This window comes from Pseudoalteromonas piratica, from assembly GCF_000788395.1.
In the GTDB taxonomy this organism is placed as follows: Bacteria; Pseudomonadota; Gammaproteobacteria; order Enterobacterales; family Alteromonadaceae; genus Pseudoalteromonas; species Pseudoalteromonas piratica.
In genome coordinates this window covers 1,378,018-1,396,078 of record NZ_CP009888.1, presented here as the reverse complement: position 1 = coordinate 1,396,078, position 18,061 = coordinate 1,378,018, and the positions used below count along the sequence as shown (strand labels likewise).

The 18,061-nt window shown below is 40.6% G+C and carries 15 protein-coding genes; 3 read left to right on the top strand and 12 right to left on the bottom strand.

Annotated features, from left to right (window positions below):
• Positions 1 to 204: 204 nt before the first annotated feature.
• From OM33_RS06325 to OM33_RS06315, 3 genes are read right to left on the bottom strand one after another with little or no spacing between them, the layout of a single operon-like run.
• Positions 205 to 3,393, bottom strand: coding sequence for a two-component regulator propeller domain-containing protein (locus OM33_RS06325; RefSeq protein ID WP_052140917.1), 3,189 nt, complete (start codon positions 3,391 to 3,393; stop codon positions 205 to 207).
• Positions 3,394 to 3,395: 2 nt separating this feature from the next.
• The gene (locus OM33_RS06320; RefSeq protein WP_052140916.1) at positions 3,396 to 3,815 is read right to left on the bottom strand and encodes a GNAT family N-acetyltransferase; all 420 of its coding nucleotides are present in this window, start codon (positions 3,813 to 3,815) and stop codon (positions 3,396 to 3,398) included.
• Positions 3,812 to 4,012 carry a DUF3283 family protein gene (locus OM33_RS06315; protein ID WP_038643095.1) on the bottom strand — a complete coding sequence of 67 codons (201 nt, stop codon included), beginning with the start codon at positions 4,010 to 4,012 and terminating at the stop codon, positions 3,812 to 3,814. Before OM33_RS06315 ends, OM33_RS06320 begins: the two co-directional genes overlap by 4 nt.
• Before the next feature lie 118 nt (positions 4,013 to 4,130).
• Between OM33_RS06315 and OM33_RS06310 the strand changes: the two genes are divergently transcribed.
• A complete protein-coding gene (locus OM33_RS06310) occupies positions 4,131 to 4,829 on the top strand; it encodes a type 2 periplasmic-binding domain-containing protein (protein WP_199922519.1) in 699 nt (232 codons plus the stop codon).
• Positions 4,830 to 4,858: 29 nt separating this feature from the next.
• Here the strand turns inward: OM33_RS06310 and OM33_RS06305 are convergent, their stop codons facing one another.
• The 9 genes from OM33_RS06305 to zntR all read right to left on the bottom strand — a co-directional run bounded on the left by OM33_RS06305 (position 4,859) and on the right by zntR (position 15,078).
• Positions 4,859 to 5,107: a DUF1289 domain-containing protein gene (locus OM33_RS06305; protein WP_038643093.1), complete on the bottom strand. Its 249-nt coding sequence runs from the start codon at positions 5,105 to 5,107 to the stop codon at positions 4,859 to 4,861.
• 173 nt (positions 5,108 to 5,280) lie between these two features.
• On the bottom strand, positions 5,281 to 6,387 hold the full coding sequence (locus OM33_RS06300; RefSeq protein ID WP_038640114.1) for a 1-acyl-sn-glycerol-3-phosphate acyltransferase: 1,107 nt from the start codon (positions 6,385 to 6,387) through the stop codon (positions 5,281 to 5,283).
• Between the two features lie 81 nt (positions 6,388 to 6,468).
• Positions 6,469 to 7,545 carry a DUF1513 domain-containing protein gene (locus tag OM33_RS06295; protein WP_199922518.1) on the bottom strand — a complete coding sequence of 359 codons (1,077 nt, stop codon included), beginning with the start codon at positions 7,543 to 7,545 and terminating at the stop codon, positions 6,469 to 6,471.
• A 3-nt stretch (positions 7,546 to 7,548) separates the two neighbouring features.
• Complete coding sequence (locus OM33_RS06290) at positions 7,549 to 8,691, bottom strand: imelysin family protein (protein WP_038640112.1); 1,143 nt, start codon at positions 8,689 to 8,691, stop codon at positions 7,549 to 7,551.
• Between the two features lie 10 nt (positions 8,692 to 8,701).
• A complete protein-coding gene (locus OM33_RS06285; RefSeq protein WP_038640111.1) occupies positions 8,702 to 10,108 on the bottom strand; it encodes a di-heme oxidoreductase family protein in 1,407 nt (468 codons plus the stop codon).
• Complete coding sequence (locus OM33_RS06280) at positions 10,105 to 11,760, bottom strand: di-heme oxidoreductase family protein (RefSeq protein ID WP_038640110.1); 1,656 nt, start codon at positions 11,758 to 11,760, stop codon at positions 10,105 to 10,107. Before OM33_RS06280 ends, OM33_RS06285 begins: the two co-directional genes overlap by 4 nt.
• Before the next feature lie 62 nt (positions 11,761 to 11,822).
• Positions 11,823 to 13,241, bottom strand: a complete 1,419-nt coding sequence (locus OM33_RS06275; protein WP_038640109.1) for an imelysin family protein — start codon at positions 13,239 to 13,241, stop codon at positions 11,823 to 11,825.
• 198 nt (positions 13,242 to 13,439) lie between these two features.
• Positions 13,440 to 14,678 (bottom strand): SO_0444 family Cu/Zn efflux transporter, encoded by a 1,239-nt coding sequence (locus OM33_RS06270; protein WP_038640108.1) that lies wholly within the window; start codon positions 14,676 to 14,678, stop codon positions 13,440 to 13,442.
• Positions 14,665 to 15,078 carry a Zn(2+)-responsive transcriptional regulator gene (zntR, locus tag OM33_RS06265; protein WP_038640107.1) on the bottom strand — a complete coding sequence of 138 codons (414 nt, stop codon included), beginning with the start codon at positions 15,076 to 15,078 and terminating at the stop codon, positions 14,665 to 14,667. The genes OM33_RS06270 and zntR overlap by 14 nt, the downstream gene beginning before the upstream one ends.
• Before the next feature lie 92 nt (positions 15,079 to 15,170).
• Between zntR and OM33_RS06260 the strand changes: the two genes are divergently transcribed.
• Together OM33_RS06260 and OM33_RS06255 are read left to right on the top strand one after the other, a co-directional pair.
• Positions 15,171 to 16,115, top strand: coding sequence for a D-2-hydroxyacid dehydrogenase (locus tag OM33_RS06260; RefSeq protein WP_038640106.1), 945 nt, complete (start codon positions 15,171 to 15,173; stop codon positions 16,113 to 16,115).
• Positions 16,116 to 16,221: 106 nt separating this feature from the next.
• Entirely contained in the window at positions 16,222 to 17,994 is a 1,773-nt protein-coding gene (locus OM33_RS06255) for a DUF885 domain-containing protein (protein WP_038640105.1), read from the top strand.
• Positions 17,995 to 18,061: the final 67 nt, after the last annotated feature.

The following is an 18,061-nucleotide window of genomic DNA, read 5'->3' as shown; positions in this document are numbered from 1 at the left end:
AATGGTGCTCGCTTTGTTTAACTAATCTGAACTCGGAAAAACAAATTGCTTTCTAGCAGCTACTTGTACTTATTTCTGCATTAATCTTGTTTGCAGTAGGTTCACTATTGACGCACAAATTTTGCCTTTTACTAAGAACACAACCAAGTTCGAAAGTTAATACATATCAAAAATAGCTGGTTAACTTCTTAACTCGCGTTTAAGTCAACAAGTGAAGTGAGCACTGGCCTCTTTTAAACTGCTGACATCAGTAATTACCACCACATAATTTTCGACATCACCACGCTCCCCAGCCACAGCGGTGACCTTAATTAAGCAATTAAATTCATTACCTTGCGGGTTCGTGATAATTTCTTCAGATTGATACAATTGACCGGCACTTAGCTTATTTAGTTCACGTAAATAATGAACTCGACGTTCTGGTTTTAAGCCTAATGAAAGCTTTCGTGAGCTGTCTTTCTCCACATCGAATTGGTGACTTTCCCTAAGGGCTTTATTAATCGCCACAATGTTAAACTCCCTATCCATCACGAACACCCAATCTCGGGTGTGTTCAAACGCCGCGCTAAATAATCGAGCACTGTATTCAAATTGACGTTCACGGGTAAAGTTTGTGTAAGTGCCGGTGACGCGTTGCGGCAATTCACCATCCCACTCAATTACACGGCCTACATCTTTATACCAACGCCAATGACCTTGGTTATGGCGCACACGATAAGTTAAGTTAAAGTCTCCCTTTTGCGTACTGACAAACTCCAACCACTCAATGCGATATTTCGCCCTGTCTTCTGGGTGTATTTTGGACAAATAATCTTCTAGCGTGACATTTGATTTTTCAAAACCTAACTCGTTGCATAAACGTGGTTGATAAATATCGCCCACACCACTTTGCCACTCCCAGACACCGGATTTACTGCTTTCGAGTGCCAACATTAAGCGAGTTTCATTTTCACTACTTTCTTTATGGGCAGACAATAAGCGTTGTTGATAACGATGGCGACGCAGCATCCAAACTGAAATCAAACTCGCTAGCAACACAAAATAACTGGCAAACGCTGCTGGGGAACGCCATGGTGGGTAATGCACTTGGATTGTGAAACTTTTGAATTCGGTATAATTACCATTAAGAGGGTCACGTGCACGTACATAAAATGTATGCTTGCCAGGGGCAATACGGGCAAACGCGACTTTATTATTATCTGTTCTCACCAGTGGTAAATCATCTAACCGATATTCGTACTCTACGCGATCTTGGTATTTAAATAGCATTGCTGAAAAACCGATTTCTAAACCAATATCATCGTAATCAAGTTCAAGTAGATTACGCTGGATCACCGATTCAGCTTCTAATTTACGCGACATCAAAGTGATTGATGTAATGTTTACTCGCTCTGAAATCTGCTCATTTTTATCATTCCGTTCAGGGTAAAAGCTAGTAACCCCTTTAATCGAACCGAAAATAATACGGCCATCTGAGTAAGTAAGTTTTGCCCCTGAATTAAATTCGTTTACCGTTATACCGTCATCTACGGTGTATTGTCTAAAGTGCAGCGTATTTGGATTAAAACGCCAAATACCGCTGTGACTTGCCATCCAAATCATGCCGCGCTGATCTTTGGTTAGGCTATAAAACAATGAACCACGAGTATCAAACTTATCTTCAATACGATATTTTTCTTCAAATGTTTTACTATCGAGCCCAACCAGTCCATAACCAAAATAGGAAAGCCACAAAATCCCATTGTCATCGATAACATATGAAGACATCTCTAGGTATTCAACATCGTCTCGTACAGGTGCTTTATACAACAGCTGAACACTATTATCTGGTTGCAGTTGATAAAGTGATTTGCTGTGATAAAACATTGGCATTTGTTGATCTGTTAATGGCGGTAAAAAGTAGCCCGAAATGGTGTCATCAATCACGTCTATTTCAGGTGAAATTTTTACTAATTCTTTTGTTTTTAAGTTGTATTTAAAATATCCATGTTTAAAGCTTTTAAAAAACATTTCCCCAACAGGGCTGACATAACCAACAATAATTTGTTTTTCAAAAATATCCGAGTACAACTCTGACTTGACCTCGATGGCAGAAATCGTCAGCGTTTCTAAATCAAATTTGAATAATCCGCGAAGGGTAGAAAGAAATAACGCGTTATCGAATAAATTCATCTGATACACGTGAAATTCATGATTGAGTCGGTCGGCGAGGTAACCCTCTAGGTAAGTTTGGCTTTGGTAAGTATTTGGATTAATTTTAGTAATACCATCACTGGTAGCCAGCCAAATATCTTTATTGTGCTCTACAATTGACCAAATGTTGTTATGAGACAAACCGCCATACAAGGTATCGCGATTATAGTTTTGAAATAGGTAATTATTTTTAGATACAAAATAAGCACCATCAGATTTACTCGCCAACCACATAGAGCCATCGTCGGATAATAGCATATCAACAATACTGTTATCGCTCAGTTCGTAGTCTGAATTATCTAATTCAGTACTTTTAATCAGTTGATCATCATCAGCAAAATAATTGTAAACGCCTTGGTTTGTTGCGAGCTTAAGCCCTGACTTAAACGGCATTATTTTCCAAATATTGAGATCGGAAATACGCACTTCGCTGGGCAGTTTTTCTAACTCTCGTGCAACTAAACGTTCAATATCATCTAATTCTACTGTATGTAAACCTTGCACGGTTCCAAGCCATAGTGTTGAGCCAGATATATGAAATGACTTTACATTATGTTGATCGTAATGTTCTGCTGGCTGATTGAGGTATTTAAGTTCAACAACTTGCTCTGTTTTAGTATCCATTACATACATACCTACAGACGTACCAATCAACAAGTAATGCTTGTAATATTTTAATGCTCTAACATAGGCATACTTAAACTTATCTGGAATCTCAAAAACTTGCTTAACTTGACCGGTTTGACTGTTAAGTAGAGCTAAATTTCGCATTCGCCCTAACCAATAAAATCCTGGCTGGTGAGTTTCGAGCATAACCATTGGTGAATGGCTGCGATCAGTTTTATATTCGAGTACTCTTTCTAACTGAAACGTATCAGTGTCGTAGCGGTAAAGCCCTGCATAGGTCGTAGAAATCCAAATATCATTTTGTTTGTCTTCATAAAGAAAGTCGATGGATTTATCACGAAGCCTGCCTTCAGGGCCTGTCATGGTAGAGAGCTGATAACCATCATAACGATTAACACCCGCCTCGGTACCTATCCACAAATAGCCATTTTTATCGACTAATAACCCTGTAACATAAGATTGCGCCAAGCCTTCATTTGGTGAAAATCGGCGTACATTGGGGCTATCGATAGCAAAGGCGCTGATTGATAAAAAGCTAATACAACACAATAAGTAGACAAAACGGGTAAGCATAGTTATGACTCCTGATGACTTACCATACACTGTATATCACGCCCTTGACGAATATACGCTTGAAACAACATCGCAAGCGCGGTAGGTGGCTCGACTGATTTAAATTTATTGCGGTTATACCAAGTTACAAGATGCGAGTAGGCAAATGTAAAAATAGGCTGTGAGTAGAAGCTGTGGAGGTGAGCAATTAGGTGAGACGCAAGGCGTTGACTACGATAAGCAGGTAAAGTGAAAACCCCTGTCAGCAATAAGTGCCCTTGTTTAGGGCTCACTTTTGCAGTGGCCACAATTTGCTTCTCAATTTTGATAACCCACACATCGTCGTGACTTTTAGCGCGACCTCTAACCTTATGTTGTTGATAAAATTTATTGATTAAAGGATGCATGATTGGGTCAAGTAACTCGCAGTTTAACTGGCTCAAGACATTGTCGCTAAATACCGTTCAAAACGCTGTTTTAGCTCTCCTTGTTCTGACTGCGGACGTTGCAGAATTTCAGAATATATCTGGTCTCGCGTACTTTTGCCTCGCTTTACTTTAAACGCCCAAAATGAGGCTTCATAATCGAGTTGTATTAAATATTTTTCCTGACGCGGTAAATGACATAAATTAAAAGACATGTTCTTTTTATACAGCAAATTAAATAGTATGTTATGGTAGCAATGTACCATATAGGTGATGCCGATCAACATTAAAATGAATTCTGCAATGTCTCTAATTTCAATAAGAACAAACGCTATGAAGAGGTTAACTGCCTCCGTTGTATTTATCATAGCCGTGTTTTTATTTTTAAAACCTGTTATGGCTGAGCAACCTACCACAACCTTAGTATTCAATAAGCCTCTTGATACCAAAATTTCTCGCACCCTAATAAAACGTTTACAAAGTGCATATCAAGCCATAGGTATTGAAATTAAAGTAGTTGATTTTGATCACAAAAGCTCACTTTCAGCAGCCAATGCAGGTGAATTAGATGGGCAAATTGGCAGAGTTATCGGCATTAGCAAAGAGTATCCAAATTTAATTGCAAGCGTCACACCTCTGATGAATCTAAATCTGGTGCTTATTACCAATAAAAATTCATGCACTAATTGCCAATTAAGCGACTTAAAAACCATCAGCCATAATGCCAGTTACCCCTTTGCACAAAAATACATTGAGCAAGAAAACTATCAGGGCGAAGTAATTACTAACAGTAACCTCACCAGTCAATTGCACATGCTAAGAAACCAAACAATTGATGGTATTTTGGTTTTAGAATACTTGTTAGAACATCAAATTGAGCAACGTACATTCGATTTTTTTGAAAGAAAGATCGTTTCACAAAAGCCTATTCACCACTATTTGCATAGAAAGCACCAAGCGATATTAATCAAACTGGATCAGCAATTAATGCAAAACACATGGGCACAATTAGATCACAAAAAGCCAAAGTAGAACATTTAACTCACTGTTTTAACGGTATGCTAAAAGTCTAAATTAGTTTGCTCAGAACCATTACTGTTACTATCTTGTTGTTGTGCCTGATGTTGCCGTATGCGCTTTTCTCGCTGGGCACACAAGCGAATGATATGTTTTTTTTGTGCGTTTGAAAGTTGATTCCAATGGAAACGCTCTTCACGAGAACGAAAACATCCTAAGCAATAACCCCGGTTATTCACCTGACATACCCCTTTACATGGACTGGGTATTTCAAAAATTTCAATTTGCTCAATAATCTGTTTTTGCTCAGTCATTTAATTGGTTAACTCTGTCACAAAACTAACAGAGAGTTAGGTCTTTTTTACGCACTCATAATCACAGTTTAACTATTTTTTGCACAAAAAAAACCAGAGTCTGCACTCTGGTTTGTTAAAAGCGTCAATTTGTATCAAAGCAAACGGTTTAACTACTTTTGATTTAGCACCGGCTTGGCATAAATTTGCTTAATAAATTCATGTAATTCTGGAGCGACACCGTCAAAGCGACTTTGATAAACACGTTTCGCGTCATCGCTGATTTGCTCAGCAGCTTTGTCAGCCGCTAAGTAATTGTTTGGATGTAAGAAATAATTAGCATGAATGTGATTATCGATAGTTTGTGCTAATTGCTCTGGCGTTTCACAGTTATCGCTAATTGGCTCACCAAACGATAAATGCACATGCCCTTTATTGGTAGCAAACCCTTCAATAATGCTGGCAATATCTTCGCCCTGCGCTTTCTTATATTCACCAAATGTGGCTTTATGATATTGCTCTTTTGCCTTTGCTTTTTCACACGGCTCAAACTCATACGAAATCGCTACAGGCACAACATTTATCGATTTAACATAGTCTGCAAAGTCCATTTTTAATTTGCGACCATGCAATTGCAGCATTTTAATTAGTGCCGGATCGGTTACATCATTACCATCTTTCGCACGGCCTTCTTTTTGCGCAATCCATACTGAATTACCCGTGTCGAGTGAATCATAAATATAGTGCGAAAGGGTCGTCAGCGTTTTAAGCATTTCTTTGGGTGACTTTACTGAACGCTTAACAATAAAACTTTTATTTAAGCGCATTAACTCAGTCATATAAGGTACTTGCAACAGATTATCGCCAATTGCAATACGCACTGTTTTCATATCGCTTTGGAACAAGCCATAATTTACAAATGCCGGATCTAGGGCGATATCGCGGTGATTTGAAATAAATAAATACGCTTTATTTTTATCGAGTTTATCCAACCCAGAAAATGTCACTTTAGATGTGGTGCGCTTTACTAAAATCTCAAGGTAACGGGCAACCGCTTGCTGCACTTCATCAACCGTTTTAAGTTTTCCATATTTATTGCGCAGCTTAGATTTTACTAAGTAATTGCCAAGAAATGGGATAGCACGCAACCAAGACGGCAAGTTATGCTCTGCGATTACAGAGATAAATGCATCATCATTTAGAAGTCGCGAAACAGATGCGGCTACTTCGTCATCATTGTATGGGCGAATATCTGCAAATTTATCGTTTGAAATAGTCATAACTTGGTTTACTGCATATGAAAAGGGCGAACATTTTACCTGTCATTATCGTTTTTGGCTAAAATTAACATCTCTTACCAGTTAAGAGTAAATTAAATGATTGTCGAACCGCAATGCTTGTAACTGAAAAAGTGGTGATTTTGAATTATTTGTCACTACTTGCCCTTTGCCATTGGTAACAAAAATTGAATCCTTTGAACTTGCAACGCCCGCACAATCAACAAAACGTTGATGATTTAACAACTGATGATTGTCGAGCTGCCAAAACGACACAACGCCGCCACGCGGCGAGGTGACTGCAATGCGATTCTCTTTATCATTTATCGCGATGCTTGCAATGTATTGATTAAATGCCAACCAAAAATCGGGCTTAGCATCAAGTGGCTTAAGCTCACCACCCCGCTTATGACTGAATACCAGCGGCCAGGTATCGCGATAGTGACCTTGATACTGGGCACCAACAATCACTTCACCACTTTTAGCAACAGCCAAATGGCGTAAACTTAATTGAAAATGCGGCGGAATAACTGTTTCCACAACTTTTCCTGAACTCAAATGCACATAACTTAGGTTGGGTGCCATCGTATCGAGATTAAGTTTCTCGCGCCCTTTTTTTGGATGAGTTTTAATCCCGCCATTGGCAACCACAATATGATCACCATCAGGCATTAATGCCAGCTGATGTGGGCCGACTCCGCCACTCTCGATACGCTTTACCACTTCAAACGACGTTGCATCACGAAACACTAAGTAACCTTTTGCACTTTCAATTTGGTTTTCTGTGGTTATTAATTGATTACGTTTTGTATCAAATACACCATGGCCATAAAAGTGAAAGCCAGCTTCCGAAGTGACAGTCCTTTGAAGCATATTGTGTTTAAGATCGACAATAAATAACTTAGTAAACGGACGCCTTGAAAACGCAGCAACACGTTCATCATCAAGCATCACCAAATCATGGCCACGATTGGCAATTTTTACCTGATTTAATAAGTTTCCAGCATCATCAAATGCCACAACAAAATGCTCGCCTTGGTGATTTGATGCCGCACTAACAAAACGTGATTGTTTGGCAGTAGAACATGCCACCAAATTAGCCCCCACCGACAAACTTAAGCCACACAGTGCTAAACTTTTTATGAAAGTCCTGCGCTTCACAGCTTAATCCCCATCATTAGAATTAAAATTAGGGTTTAACTGCGTTAATTGAATAAAGTCAGTTGAAAGATAAAGCCTAAACTCTTCAATTTTAGTGATAAGAGGTGATAATGCATTACGGTTTTCTTGAATTGTTACTGCTTGAGATAAAGGTTTATCAATTGTATTTGTAAGTGTTTCAAGCTCATTAAAGTAAGCCAAGATTTTTTCATTTACGCTGGTATTTTGATGAATATCGTTTAAGTACTCATCAAAACCGTAGCCATCACCTGCAAGATAAGCTGCCTTTAAGGCTGCTAGATTCACCTTAATATTTTCAAGCGATGATAAACTATAATGAGCCTCAGCCTTTTCCGGATAGCCAGGAAGAAGCGTGCCTTTCACATCGTTTAATTTATTGTCTTTGATCACTTCAATTAACTCAAACCAATTGGTCACGAAGTCTTCAAGTACCGCTTGTTTAGAATCATAATCGCCCGTACCGTTTTTAAAATCATTCACAAACCCAGTGGTTTGTTGTTGCCACCCCGTCAGAATTTCCATTGCGATAGTTTTAACATTGGCAGCAATCGCCATTACTGCTAAACAACGGTCTTCTTTATTTTGAGCGGTTAGTAATGCGTTTTCTTCATCGGTGTTAAAAATTAATAACTCAAGCGCAGGCAACCCTTGCGCACCATCTTGTAAGCTTGCTACCGCATTAGCATCAATAACTTGTGCAGCTAATAGAGAGGCCACACCACGACTCACTGCGTTATTATTATCCGGCCAAAATTGCATGCGGTAATGGCGAAACGCCTCTGACTCTGGACCCATTTTAACGGCTTTAGCAAACTGCCACGCTTTACTTGCATCAAGCCAAGCTGATTTAAGTACCGCCAATTCGTCTTGACTCGGTGACCCGTAAGCGCAAAACGAAATACTTGCAGCATCCAGTTTGTCAGCTTCATCCACCAGCGCTGAATAAGCAGGTAAAATATAATGGTCTGCTTGCGCTGCTAGTAATTGTGTCATCGCCTGATCTTTTGTCAGTGTGACAACAGGTGGCGTGACCGGCGGTGTTTCTTTTGAGGTTTCACTGCCACCACCGCCACATGCGGTTAATAGCGATGCGGTTATCAATACTGTTAGTGCCTTAAATTTCATTTGGTTACCCTTAAATTTGTTGTAAAAAGTAAATCAACGCATCGCGCTGTTGTTGATTAAAATTCACAAATGCCGACTTTGCTTGTTCAGCTTCACCGCCATGCCATAGAATGGCTTCAGCGATTGTTTTCGCTCTACCATCATGAAGAAATGCTTGGTAGCCTTGTACTTTTTGCTGCAAACCTATGCCCCAAAGAGGGGGGGTACGCCACTCGCGGCCATTCGCTAATCCCTCGGCTTTGTTATCTGCCAAACCTTCCCCCATATCGTGCAAGGCTAAATTGGTGTAAGGCCAAATAGTTTGATTAGCGAGCTTTTTAATCGGATAGTCGCTTTGTGTGGTGTAACTTGGTGTATGACAACTATGACAATTCGCTAAATAAAAAAGCGCTCTACCCTGTTGTGCTTTTTCTGAGGTTAATTTACGTGTTGGCTGCACTGCGACATGTGCCCCCATAAACACCGTGAGCTTGTGCAATTTTTCAGGGATCTCAAGTGCTGTATCATGGCCACCCATATTTGAAGCTTGTTGACAGACGAGTTGCGAATGAGTGCAGGTATCCCGAATGAAAAATGGGTTGGTAATGCCAATATCGTTAACAAACGCGGCTGCTGTTTGAGAGGCTAAACTGACCTGACTTGCTTTAAAACCAAACCGCCCTAGTTCGCGCTGCTGCGTTTTTGGATTCACAACACGGTTGTATTTAGCCGAGATGCCATCCTGGTTCTGGTCGTTAATATCTTGCTGTGCAAGTAAATCAATTTCACTTATCGCATCTAACAAGCCCATACCATAAAGTGCCGGGGCATAACGGGGGGAGATTACAGTCGTTGGTTGTAAATTACCATAAGCTAAATCTACCAGTTGGTAGTTCGGCTTAGTGAGTTGGTAGGTCGTACCGTCTGCATATTGACCTGTGATCGTTTCATACTGAATTTTCACTTTACCTTCTGCAGCTAAGCTTGCCGGTTTAGCTAACTTAATAGCAAAAGGCTGGAACTGCCCACCATAATGCTTATCAACCGCATCACCATTTTGTAAATCTCCCAAGCGAAACAACAACGCCATAGGTGAATGTGTGCCTTCACCGACTAACTTACCGCGACCACCACGGATATGACATGCTTTGCAAGAGCGCGCATTATAAAGCGGCCCTAAACCATCACGATCTGTGGTTGCTGCAGGGGCTGCGACCCATGGATCGCGGAAAAACGAAAATCCATCCCAAAAGTCCAATTGCTGATCTAAATCGAGATTTTCCGATGGGTGAATAAAAGTGCGTGTATTAATGCGTTTAAGCGTGGTGTCACCGCCAGGACGTAACTCGCTTTTTGAAAACTCAGGTGTCTTTTGCTCAGTACAACCACAAAGCAAAACCGCTAAACTAAATACGCTAAGAAATATATGTTTGGTCATAGCGAATTTAAAAATGCGAGCAGTAATTCACGGTCACTTTTTGCCATCGCTAAATAAGCTTGTTTGGCTTGTTCGGCTTCACCGCCGTGCCATAAAATAGCTTCGCTAATATTGCGGGCGCGACCATCATGTAAAAATGTTGCACGCGCATTCACTTGCTTCACCAACCCTAAGCCCCAAAGCGGCGCTGTTCGCCATTCAGTGCCAGAAGCACTGCCTTCTGGGCGGTTATCGGCAAGCCCTTCGCAGCGCTGTACATAAATGCAGTTATCTCCTATTTGGCAACTGCCTCCTTGGGTATTTTCTTTGCTAATTGGCGCACATTCACCACCCATATCATGAAGCAGTAAATCTGTGTAAGGGTAAATAACTTGCTCACTCAATGCCGCAATAGGAGTGCTCGAATCTTTAAAGCCAAGAATATCCACATCACCTAATAAGCTTGCTGGTGCTTCACCTGTTTTATGGCGTGGCACATGACAACCATTACAATTGGCTGCAAAAAATAGCGCGCGCCCCTTCACAATATCATCCTGCCAAGTGTTTGTTTGGCTATCAAAACCACGGCGTTTCGGCACCGCCAGCAAGCGGTTATAAAATTCCACTTGCGCAAGATCGATATCACTGAGATCTAAACCTAACGCTTCGCTATCTTGCTCAAGTTCAGCTTGTGCAATGCAGGCTAACTGATTGGTAGTACAGGGTTCATCTTGATTAATACGGTTTGTTACGCCCATATCACCTCGATACGCACCGGCGATTTGTTGCAGTACTGATGCGGCCCCAAGTTTATAACCAAAGCGTGCTAGTTTTGTTTGCTCTGAGATCGGTTCAGTCACATAAACTGCGCGACCTGAAATGCCATTGTTATCAACATCATCTGGGTCGGCATAGCTGGTGATAAACGCTTCTGGAATGGCATGTAATAAGCCAGAGCCAAAAATCGACGGCGAAACACGGGCAGAAAATCGCACCGTATCGTTAAAGGGACCATAAGATAAATCGGTTACTTTATAAATTGGGTTGCGTAACTCATAGCTTTCACCATCTGCGAATTGCCCTGTCAGCGTTTCATACTCAACAAAGGCATACGCTTCACCATAAGCAAGCCCTTCATCTAACGCGCCATTAAATTTCGGCAATGCGCCTGTTGGATGACCTGTCACGGTGCCGAAGGTTTGTAATTGATTGCCATAAATTGCATCCGGTTGGCCATTTTCATCGCTAATGCGCAGGAACATGCTGGTCATTGCGATATCTTTGTTACTGGGCACTTCACCGCGCCCATCTTTAATATGGCATCCCTGACACGTTGGATTGTTGAAAACCGGTCCCAACCCTTTGTGCGTCCCTCTAAATAAGTGATCGCCCGACTTAAAAACGGCATCTAATTCAAACTCGTTACGAATGGTGGGAGCTGATTGACTGAATGCATCCTCGTTAAACACATTGCTCGTTACTTCACCACCGGATAAATGCTCGCTCGCATCCGGCTCGCTTTGGCTGATTGGCGCTAATCCATCATTCGGTTGTCCTGGCAATGTTACTGTTGGTGGTGAAGGTTTATCAGGAACTAGATCTGAAGTCGTTGATGAGCCACCGCAACCAACAACAGCAAAAACTAAACTTGAAAGAAAAATGTGTCTCTTCATAAATGCCCCTAGAAACGAAAATAGCGCTGAAAAATACAGCGCTATTTAGGTGTTAACGATGATTAGCCTTCAAACTCTTCAGTATCTTGCTCAAGATCGCCTGTAGTTACTTCCAGCGCTTCAATCGCTTTTTTGATCACTTGAGTTTGTAACTTCAATGCTTCGATTGTATTGGTCACTGGTTGCTTTAAATCAGCATGTTGAATTTGCACATCAAACGAATAACCCAGTTTTGCATTGGTATCGATAACGGCAGCTTGTGCCATGGTATTTTCAATTGCTGCACGTAATTCATTGGCAAGTTGGTGGGAACCATCAACAACTAACAAGTCATAAATACTTGCACCTTTTAGGGTCTCACCATCCATGCGTTGATAAGCACCTGTGAATGCATTTTGAATACCTTTCGCATTTAAGAAAATATCGCGGTGCGTATTATCTGAAAAACATGAATGCTCATCTTCTTGTGAGTCGGTACGAAGTGCAATACTCATTCGCTCTCCGGCTAATTCACCGAAACTTAAACGACCCATGCCCTCAAGAATTTTTGCTAAAGACATCTTTACATTGTCATCTTTAGTAAACTCAACATAGTGGAAACCAGAACCCGGAGTCCATGCATCTACCACACCTTGTAGATCATCAATCAATAAATCTGCCGCTGCAATTAGGTAGTCACCGCGACGCTCACAAATTGATGAATCAACAATATTATCAACACCAGAGGTACATTCCCCCATACCACTCGCTGCAGTGTAGTAATCATTTACTTTACGGTAACCTGCGCTGTAATCACGGTTTGGTGTATAAGAACCGTCTGCATTTAAGTCTTGCCCCCATAATAAGAACTCAATAGCGTGATAGCCCGATGTCACATTAGCTTCATCGTCACCGCGTTCAAATTGCGCTGCAAGCAAGTCTTTGGTAATTTCAGGAAATTCAGCAATATCAGCAATAATATTACCCGCAACTGGCAACGTCGCTGGGTTTTCAGGCAGTTGCGCACCATCCATATCGACCGTGTAATCAATCAATGCTTCCGCGAGTGGCCAGGCGTTAATTGCACCTTCAGGCCCTTCTTCAGCAACTAACACAGGGTCACCATTGTCATCGGTTGTTAAGTTATCAATTGGCCCTTCGCGAAAACGATATACTTCCGATTGACCGTAAGGTTCACGGGCATCCAGCCATGCATTTTTTGCAGCAGTGAAGTTTTCATCAGTTGGATTTACTACAAATTGCTCAAGTATATTTTTAAGCTGCTTTGCAGCAATAAGAGAATCAGCATAAACAGCATAAGCATGCTGAGCATTCGTGATAACAACATCTTTTTCAGTTACAAAAGTAGAAACACCATTTGTACCGTCAGTACCTGCAGCACCGGTTGCGCCATCAGTACCATCTTTGCCATCGTCACCACTACATGCTGCAAGCATCGCAACACATAAAGAAGAAAGCGCAAAATTAGCTATTTTTTTCATTATGTTAATTCCTGATTATGAGTAAAGTAAATCTGCGCTGCATTCTAAAGACCAAAGCAAATTAGATCAATAACGGAAATCATTATCATTTAAATTTATTTATGAAAAATTTATATTTTGCTTCTTTTATTTTTAAACATTGATTTAGATCAATAAAAAAGGAGCTCGTAAGCTCCTTTTTTAAATAGAGATTAGCAGCTATCTCGCTGCCACTTTTAACCAAATTAGGCGTAACAATAATAGTGCCAACAGCCCACCCGCAAAATACTCCAGCCACATTGGTAGTACATGATGTGAAGCCTGTAATGATGGCGCGATTTCAAACCCATAGCGCGCAACTAGATAATCAGTAATAAAACCGAAGATTAATGCAACACCAATAACGCCAATCAAATAAGCTGCAACAGCGCGTTTACCTAATTCACTGGCCACAACACCAAGGGTCGCCACATTGGTTGCCGGACCCGCCAACATAAATACTAATGCTGCTCCTGGACTCACTCCTGACATTAATAATCCAGCTGCAATAGGCGTTGATGCAGTTGCGCACACATACATTGGAATACTAATTAGTATCACCACTAGCATCGCCCAAATACCACTGCCATATTGTTGAAGATAATCTTGTGGTACATAGGTCTGCACCAGTGCCGCAAAGAACAAACCAATCATAAGCCACTTTGCTGTATCACTTAGGAGTTTATTCGCGCTAAAAGCAAAGGCACGTTTTAGCTTTTGCATAGAACTTTCTGTTGCTTGTTTTTTGCTGGCACAACAAGACGACTCTTTCACTTGCTCCACAACTTTTTCATCGGATGCGCAACATGATGTCTGGCCTTTTTCCTCGTCGTTAACCACTTTATTTGCACTATCACAGCATGCTGATTCTTTAGAGACAGTAGTCTGTTTTGTATTACAACAAGAAGCTGCCTCCCGAGTTTCAGTGTTACTTACTTCGACAGAATCTTTCGACTTGCTACAGCAAGCTTCGGTTAATGCTTCTGAGCTTTCAGTTGATGAAACACTTACTTTCTCTTTAATTTTCTCACCACCGACCAATAAGCCTGCGGTGATTGCACTACTCACTGCTGCAATAGGGCGAATAATAGCCATAAATGGACCAAGCAATACATAGGATACTGAAATAGAATCAAGCCCTGTTTCAGGTGTTGATACTAGAAATGCGGTTGTGGCACTTTTTGATGCCCCTGCCCGTCTTAAGCCAAGAGCTGCAGGAATAACACCACAAGAACACAGTGGCATTGGCGCACCAATTAATGCCGCTTTGATGGTGGTGGCAAAACCTTCTTTACCTAAATGACGATTTAAGAAATTCGTTGGTAAGTACACATTAATGAGTGCAGCAATAAATAAACCTAATAACAGCCAAGGGGCAGAAATGATAAAGAGCTCGATAAAATTATTAATTAGCAGCATTGTTTACCTCGAGAGCTGATAAAATCGAACAATGAATGGCGGGTTCATCACCACCACAACATGATTTATGAAGCAGTTTTAGTGAATTTAGAATGGCATTCATTTCAGTGATTTTGCGCTCAACTTGGCTAATTTTCTCGCTAGTGAACTGCTTTACTTGTTCACAACTGTGACTTTGCTTGTCCACTTTAATTGCCAATAACTCTTTGATTTCATTTAACGTAAAACCAACATCTTTTGCGCGAATAACAAATGCCAATTGGGCAATATCTTGCTCAGTATACAAACGGTATCCTGAAACACTTCGACTTGATGATGTTAAAATACCTTGTTTTTCATAGTAGCGCAGCGTATCAGTTGATACCCCTAGCCGCTTTGCGATTTCACCTATTTTTACCATTAGTTCACCTAATTAAGATACACTAAAATCAACTTCCACTATGAGTATAAACCTTAGAGTTAACTCCAAAGTCAAATCGATTATTAAAAAATATGAAAATTGTTATTCTTGACTACGCAACCATTGAAAATGGTGATTTATTACCATTGAATGAGATCAGCTCCCATATCACCACATTTGATAACACTCACCAATCGCAAGTAGTAGAGCGATGTGACGGTTTTGATGTAGTTATTACCAATAAAGTCGTAATAAACCAAGATGCTTTATCAAAGTTAAATACGGTAAAACTTATTTGTATCGCTGCAACTGGCACTAATAATGTGGATTTAGTTGCCGCAAAGCAACAAGATATAGCGGTTACCAACGTTGCAGGTTATTCAACTGCGAGTGTAGTGCAACACACCTTTGCGCTACTGTTTAATTTACTCGGCAATACCCACAAATACATTGCTGATTGCAAAAATGGCCAGTGGCAACAAGCACAGCATTTTTGCTTTTTAGGTCACCCGATAAATGAAGTTGCAGGCTTAAAAATGGCACTCATTGGCTATGGCGATTTAGGCAGCGCAGTTGCAAAAGCCGCAAGCGCATTCGGCATTGAGGTACTTATTAGCGAGCGAAAAAACAGCCCTGTACGTGAAGGCCGTGTAGCATTTGAAGAGGCATTAAAGCATGGCGATATCATTTCAATCCACTGCCCGCTAAATGACGATACCAAAAACTTAATCAGTACCAACGAATTTACTTTAATGAAACCAAATGCAGTACTTATCAACACAGCGCGTGGCGGCATTGTAAACGAAAGTGCTTTAGCAAATGCGCTTATTCACAAAAAAATTGCGGGGGCTGCGATCGATGTACTCAGTAAAGAACCGGCAGAAGCCAGTAACCCGTTAATCCAATATAAAGGGAACAATTTATTACTAACACCGCACATTGCATGGGCAAGTCGCCAGTCAATATCTCGTTTAATCCAGCAAATCGCGCTTAATATTGAGGCATTTCAAGTGGGGCAAATACGTAATCGCGTATAGTTGACTAACTATCGAAAAAACTTCGATTTTGAAACAAAGTTGTTACACTGTTTTTAATGCGGTTTGCTCCATTTATGCCGCTTCATATTCACTTTAGGGAGACACAATGAAAAAAACCGCATTAAGTTTAGCGTTAATAGCTGCGCTTGGCCTGACAGCTTGCCAAAGTACTAACACAAACACTAATTCAACAGTTAGCCAGCAACAATCACAAGCGGCTGCATTTGAAGCTTTTTCAGCGCAATTTATTGAAGATTTATGGCGTTATAGCCCTGAGTGGTCTCAATACGCAGGGTATGGGAAATATGACCACATACTTACCGTTCCAGATGAACAAAGCCGTAAAAACGATATAAAATTTGCCAATACCCATCTTGCAAATCTAAAGCAGTTTGAACTTGAAAAATTACCTGCAAATTTAAAGACTGATTACTATTTAATTGAGAACTTATTAAACGAGATTATTTGGTCAGTAGAAACATTCAAACCATGGCAATGGAATCCATCGAACTACAATGTTGCGGGTGGGTTTGCGATGATCATGAATAGTCGTTTTGATGATGACAACAGTAAAATTGCCAAAGTGCTTAAACGCCTTGAAAATGTACCTGCATATTATGCCGCTGCAAAAGCAAACATCGATACACCCACTCTTGAGTACACTCAGTTAGCTATTAGTCAAAATAAAGGTGCATTCAGTGTTTTAAATAAGGATTTATATACTAAAGCAAAAACATCAGACCTTTCAGATACTGATAAAGAACTGTTTGAAACTCGCTTTAAAGCGGCAACAACGGCCATTAATGACTATATTGATTTTTTAACCAAGCTTGAAGCCGAACTCGTTGCAAACAACAGTGCGCGCTCATTTAGAATTGGCGAGGAACTCTACGAGCAAAAGTTTGCCTTTGATATTCAATCTGGCTATACCGCCAAACAGGTCTATCAAAAAGCGCTTGATGATAAAGCCCGTGTTACAGCTGAAATGCTCAAAATTACCGAGCAGCTTTGGCCTAAATATTTCGCCAATCAAACCATGCCTAGTGAGCCACAAAAGGCCATTGCAACATTAATTAATCACCTTGCCGTTAAACACGTAAAGCGTGAAGATTTTGTCGCAGAAATTAAAAAACAAATCCCTGAGCTCGAAGCGTTTATAAAAGAAAAAGACTTAATTACGCTTGACCCTGAAAAACCGCTTGTAGTGCGTGAAACACCGGATTACATGCGCGGTTTTGCTGGCGCATCAATCAGTGCGCCAGGCCCTTATGCGAAAAAAGAAAACACGTATTACAATGTCACCCCACTGGACAATATGACTGATGAACAGGCTGAATCGTATTTAAGAGAATATAACCATTGGATTTTGCAAATCTTAAATATTCATGAAGCGATTCCTGGGCATTACACACAACTAGTATATTCAAATGAGTCGCCATCGTTAATTAAAAGTATTTTAGGCAACGGTGCCATGATTGAAGGTTGGGCTGTTTACACAGAACGTATGATGCTTGAAGAAGGCTATGGCAACTTTGAACCTGAAATGTGGCTGATGTATTACAAATGGAATTTACGTGTAATTTGCAACACAATTCTCGATTACCAAATTCAAGTAGAAGGTATAAGTAAAGAGCAAGGTCTTGATTTACTAATGAGTGGCGCATTCCAAGAACGCGCGGAAGCTGAAGGTAAATGGCGCCGTGCAACACTCAGTCAAGTTCAGCTAACAAGCTATTACACTGGTTATCGTGAAATCTATGATTTCCGCGAAGCACAAAAAGCAAAACAAGGTAATCAGTTTGACTTGAAAGCCTTCCACGAAGAATTTTTAAGTTACGGTAGTGCACCTGTAAAATACATTCGTGAGCTAATGGAATAATAATATCAAACTAAAAAAGGAAGCGTTTGCTTCCTTTTTCATACCAAACTCAGTTGCTGAGCCAACC

Excerpts from the sequence above, each read along its gene's own strand:
- OM33_RS06315 (WP_038643095.1), bottom strand. The coding sequence starts at position 4,012 with ATGTCTTTTAATTTATGTCATTTACCGCGTCAGGAAAAATATTTAATA.
- OM33_RS06300 (WP_038640114.1), bottom strand. The coding sequence starts at position 6,387 with ATGACTATTTCAAACGATAAATTTGCAGATATTCGCCCATACAATGAT.
- OM33_RS06260 (WP_038640106.1), top strand. The coding sequence starts at position 15,171 with ATGAAAATTGTTATTCTTGACTACGCAACCATTGAAAATGGTGATTTA.
- OM33_RS06280 (WP_038640110.1), bottom strand. The coding sequence starts at position 11,760 with ATGAAGAGACACATTTTTCTTTCAAGTTTAGTTTTTGCTGTTGTTGGT.
- OM33_RS06290 (WP_038640112.1), bottom strand. The coding sequence starts at position 8,691 with ATGAAATTTAAGGCACTAACAGTATTGATAACCGCATCGCTATTAACC.
- OM33_RS06310 (WP_199922519.1), top strand. The coding sequence starts at position 4,131 with ATGAAGAGGTTAACTGCCTCCGTTGTATTTATCATAGCCGTGTTTTTA.
- OM33_RS06325 (WP_052140917.1), bottom strand. The coding sequence starts at position 3,393 with ATGCTTACCCGTTTTGTCTACTTATTGTGTTGTATTAGCTTTTTATCA.
- OM33_RS06255 (WP_038640105.1), top strand. The coding sequence starts at position 16,222 with ATGAAAAAAACCGCATTAAGTTTAGCGTTAATAGCTGCGCTTGGCCTG.
- OM33_RS06285 (WP_038640111.1), bottom strand. The coding sequence starts at position 10,108 with ATGACCAAACATATATTTCTTAGCGTATTTAGTTTAGCGGTTTTGCTT.
- zntR (WP_038640107.1), bottom strand. The coding sequence starts at position 15,078 with ATGGTAAAAATAGGTGAAATCGCAAAGCGGCTAGGGGTATCAACTGAT.
- OM33_RS06270 (WP_038640108.1), bottom strand. The coding sequence starts at position 14,678 with ATGCTGCTAATTAATAATTTTATCGAGCTCTTTATCATTTCTGCCCCT.
- OM33_RS06275 (WP_038640109.1), bottom strand. The coding sequence starts at position 13,241 with ATGAAAAAAATAGCTAATTTTGCGCTTTCTTCTTTATGTGTTGCGATG.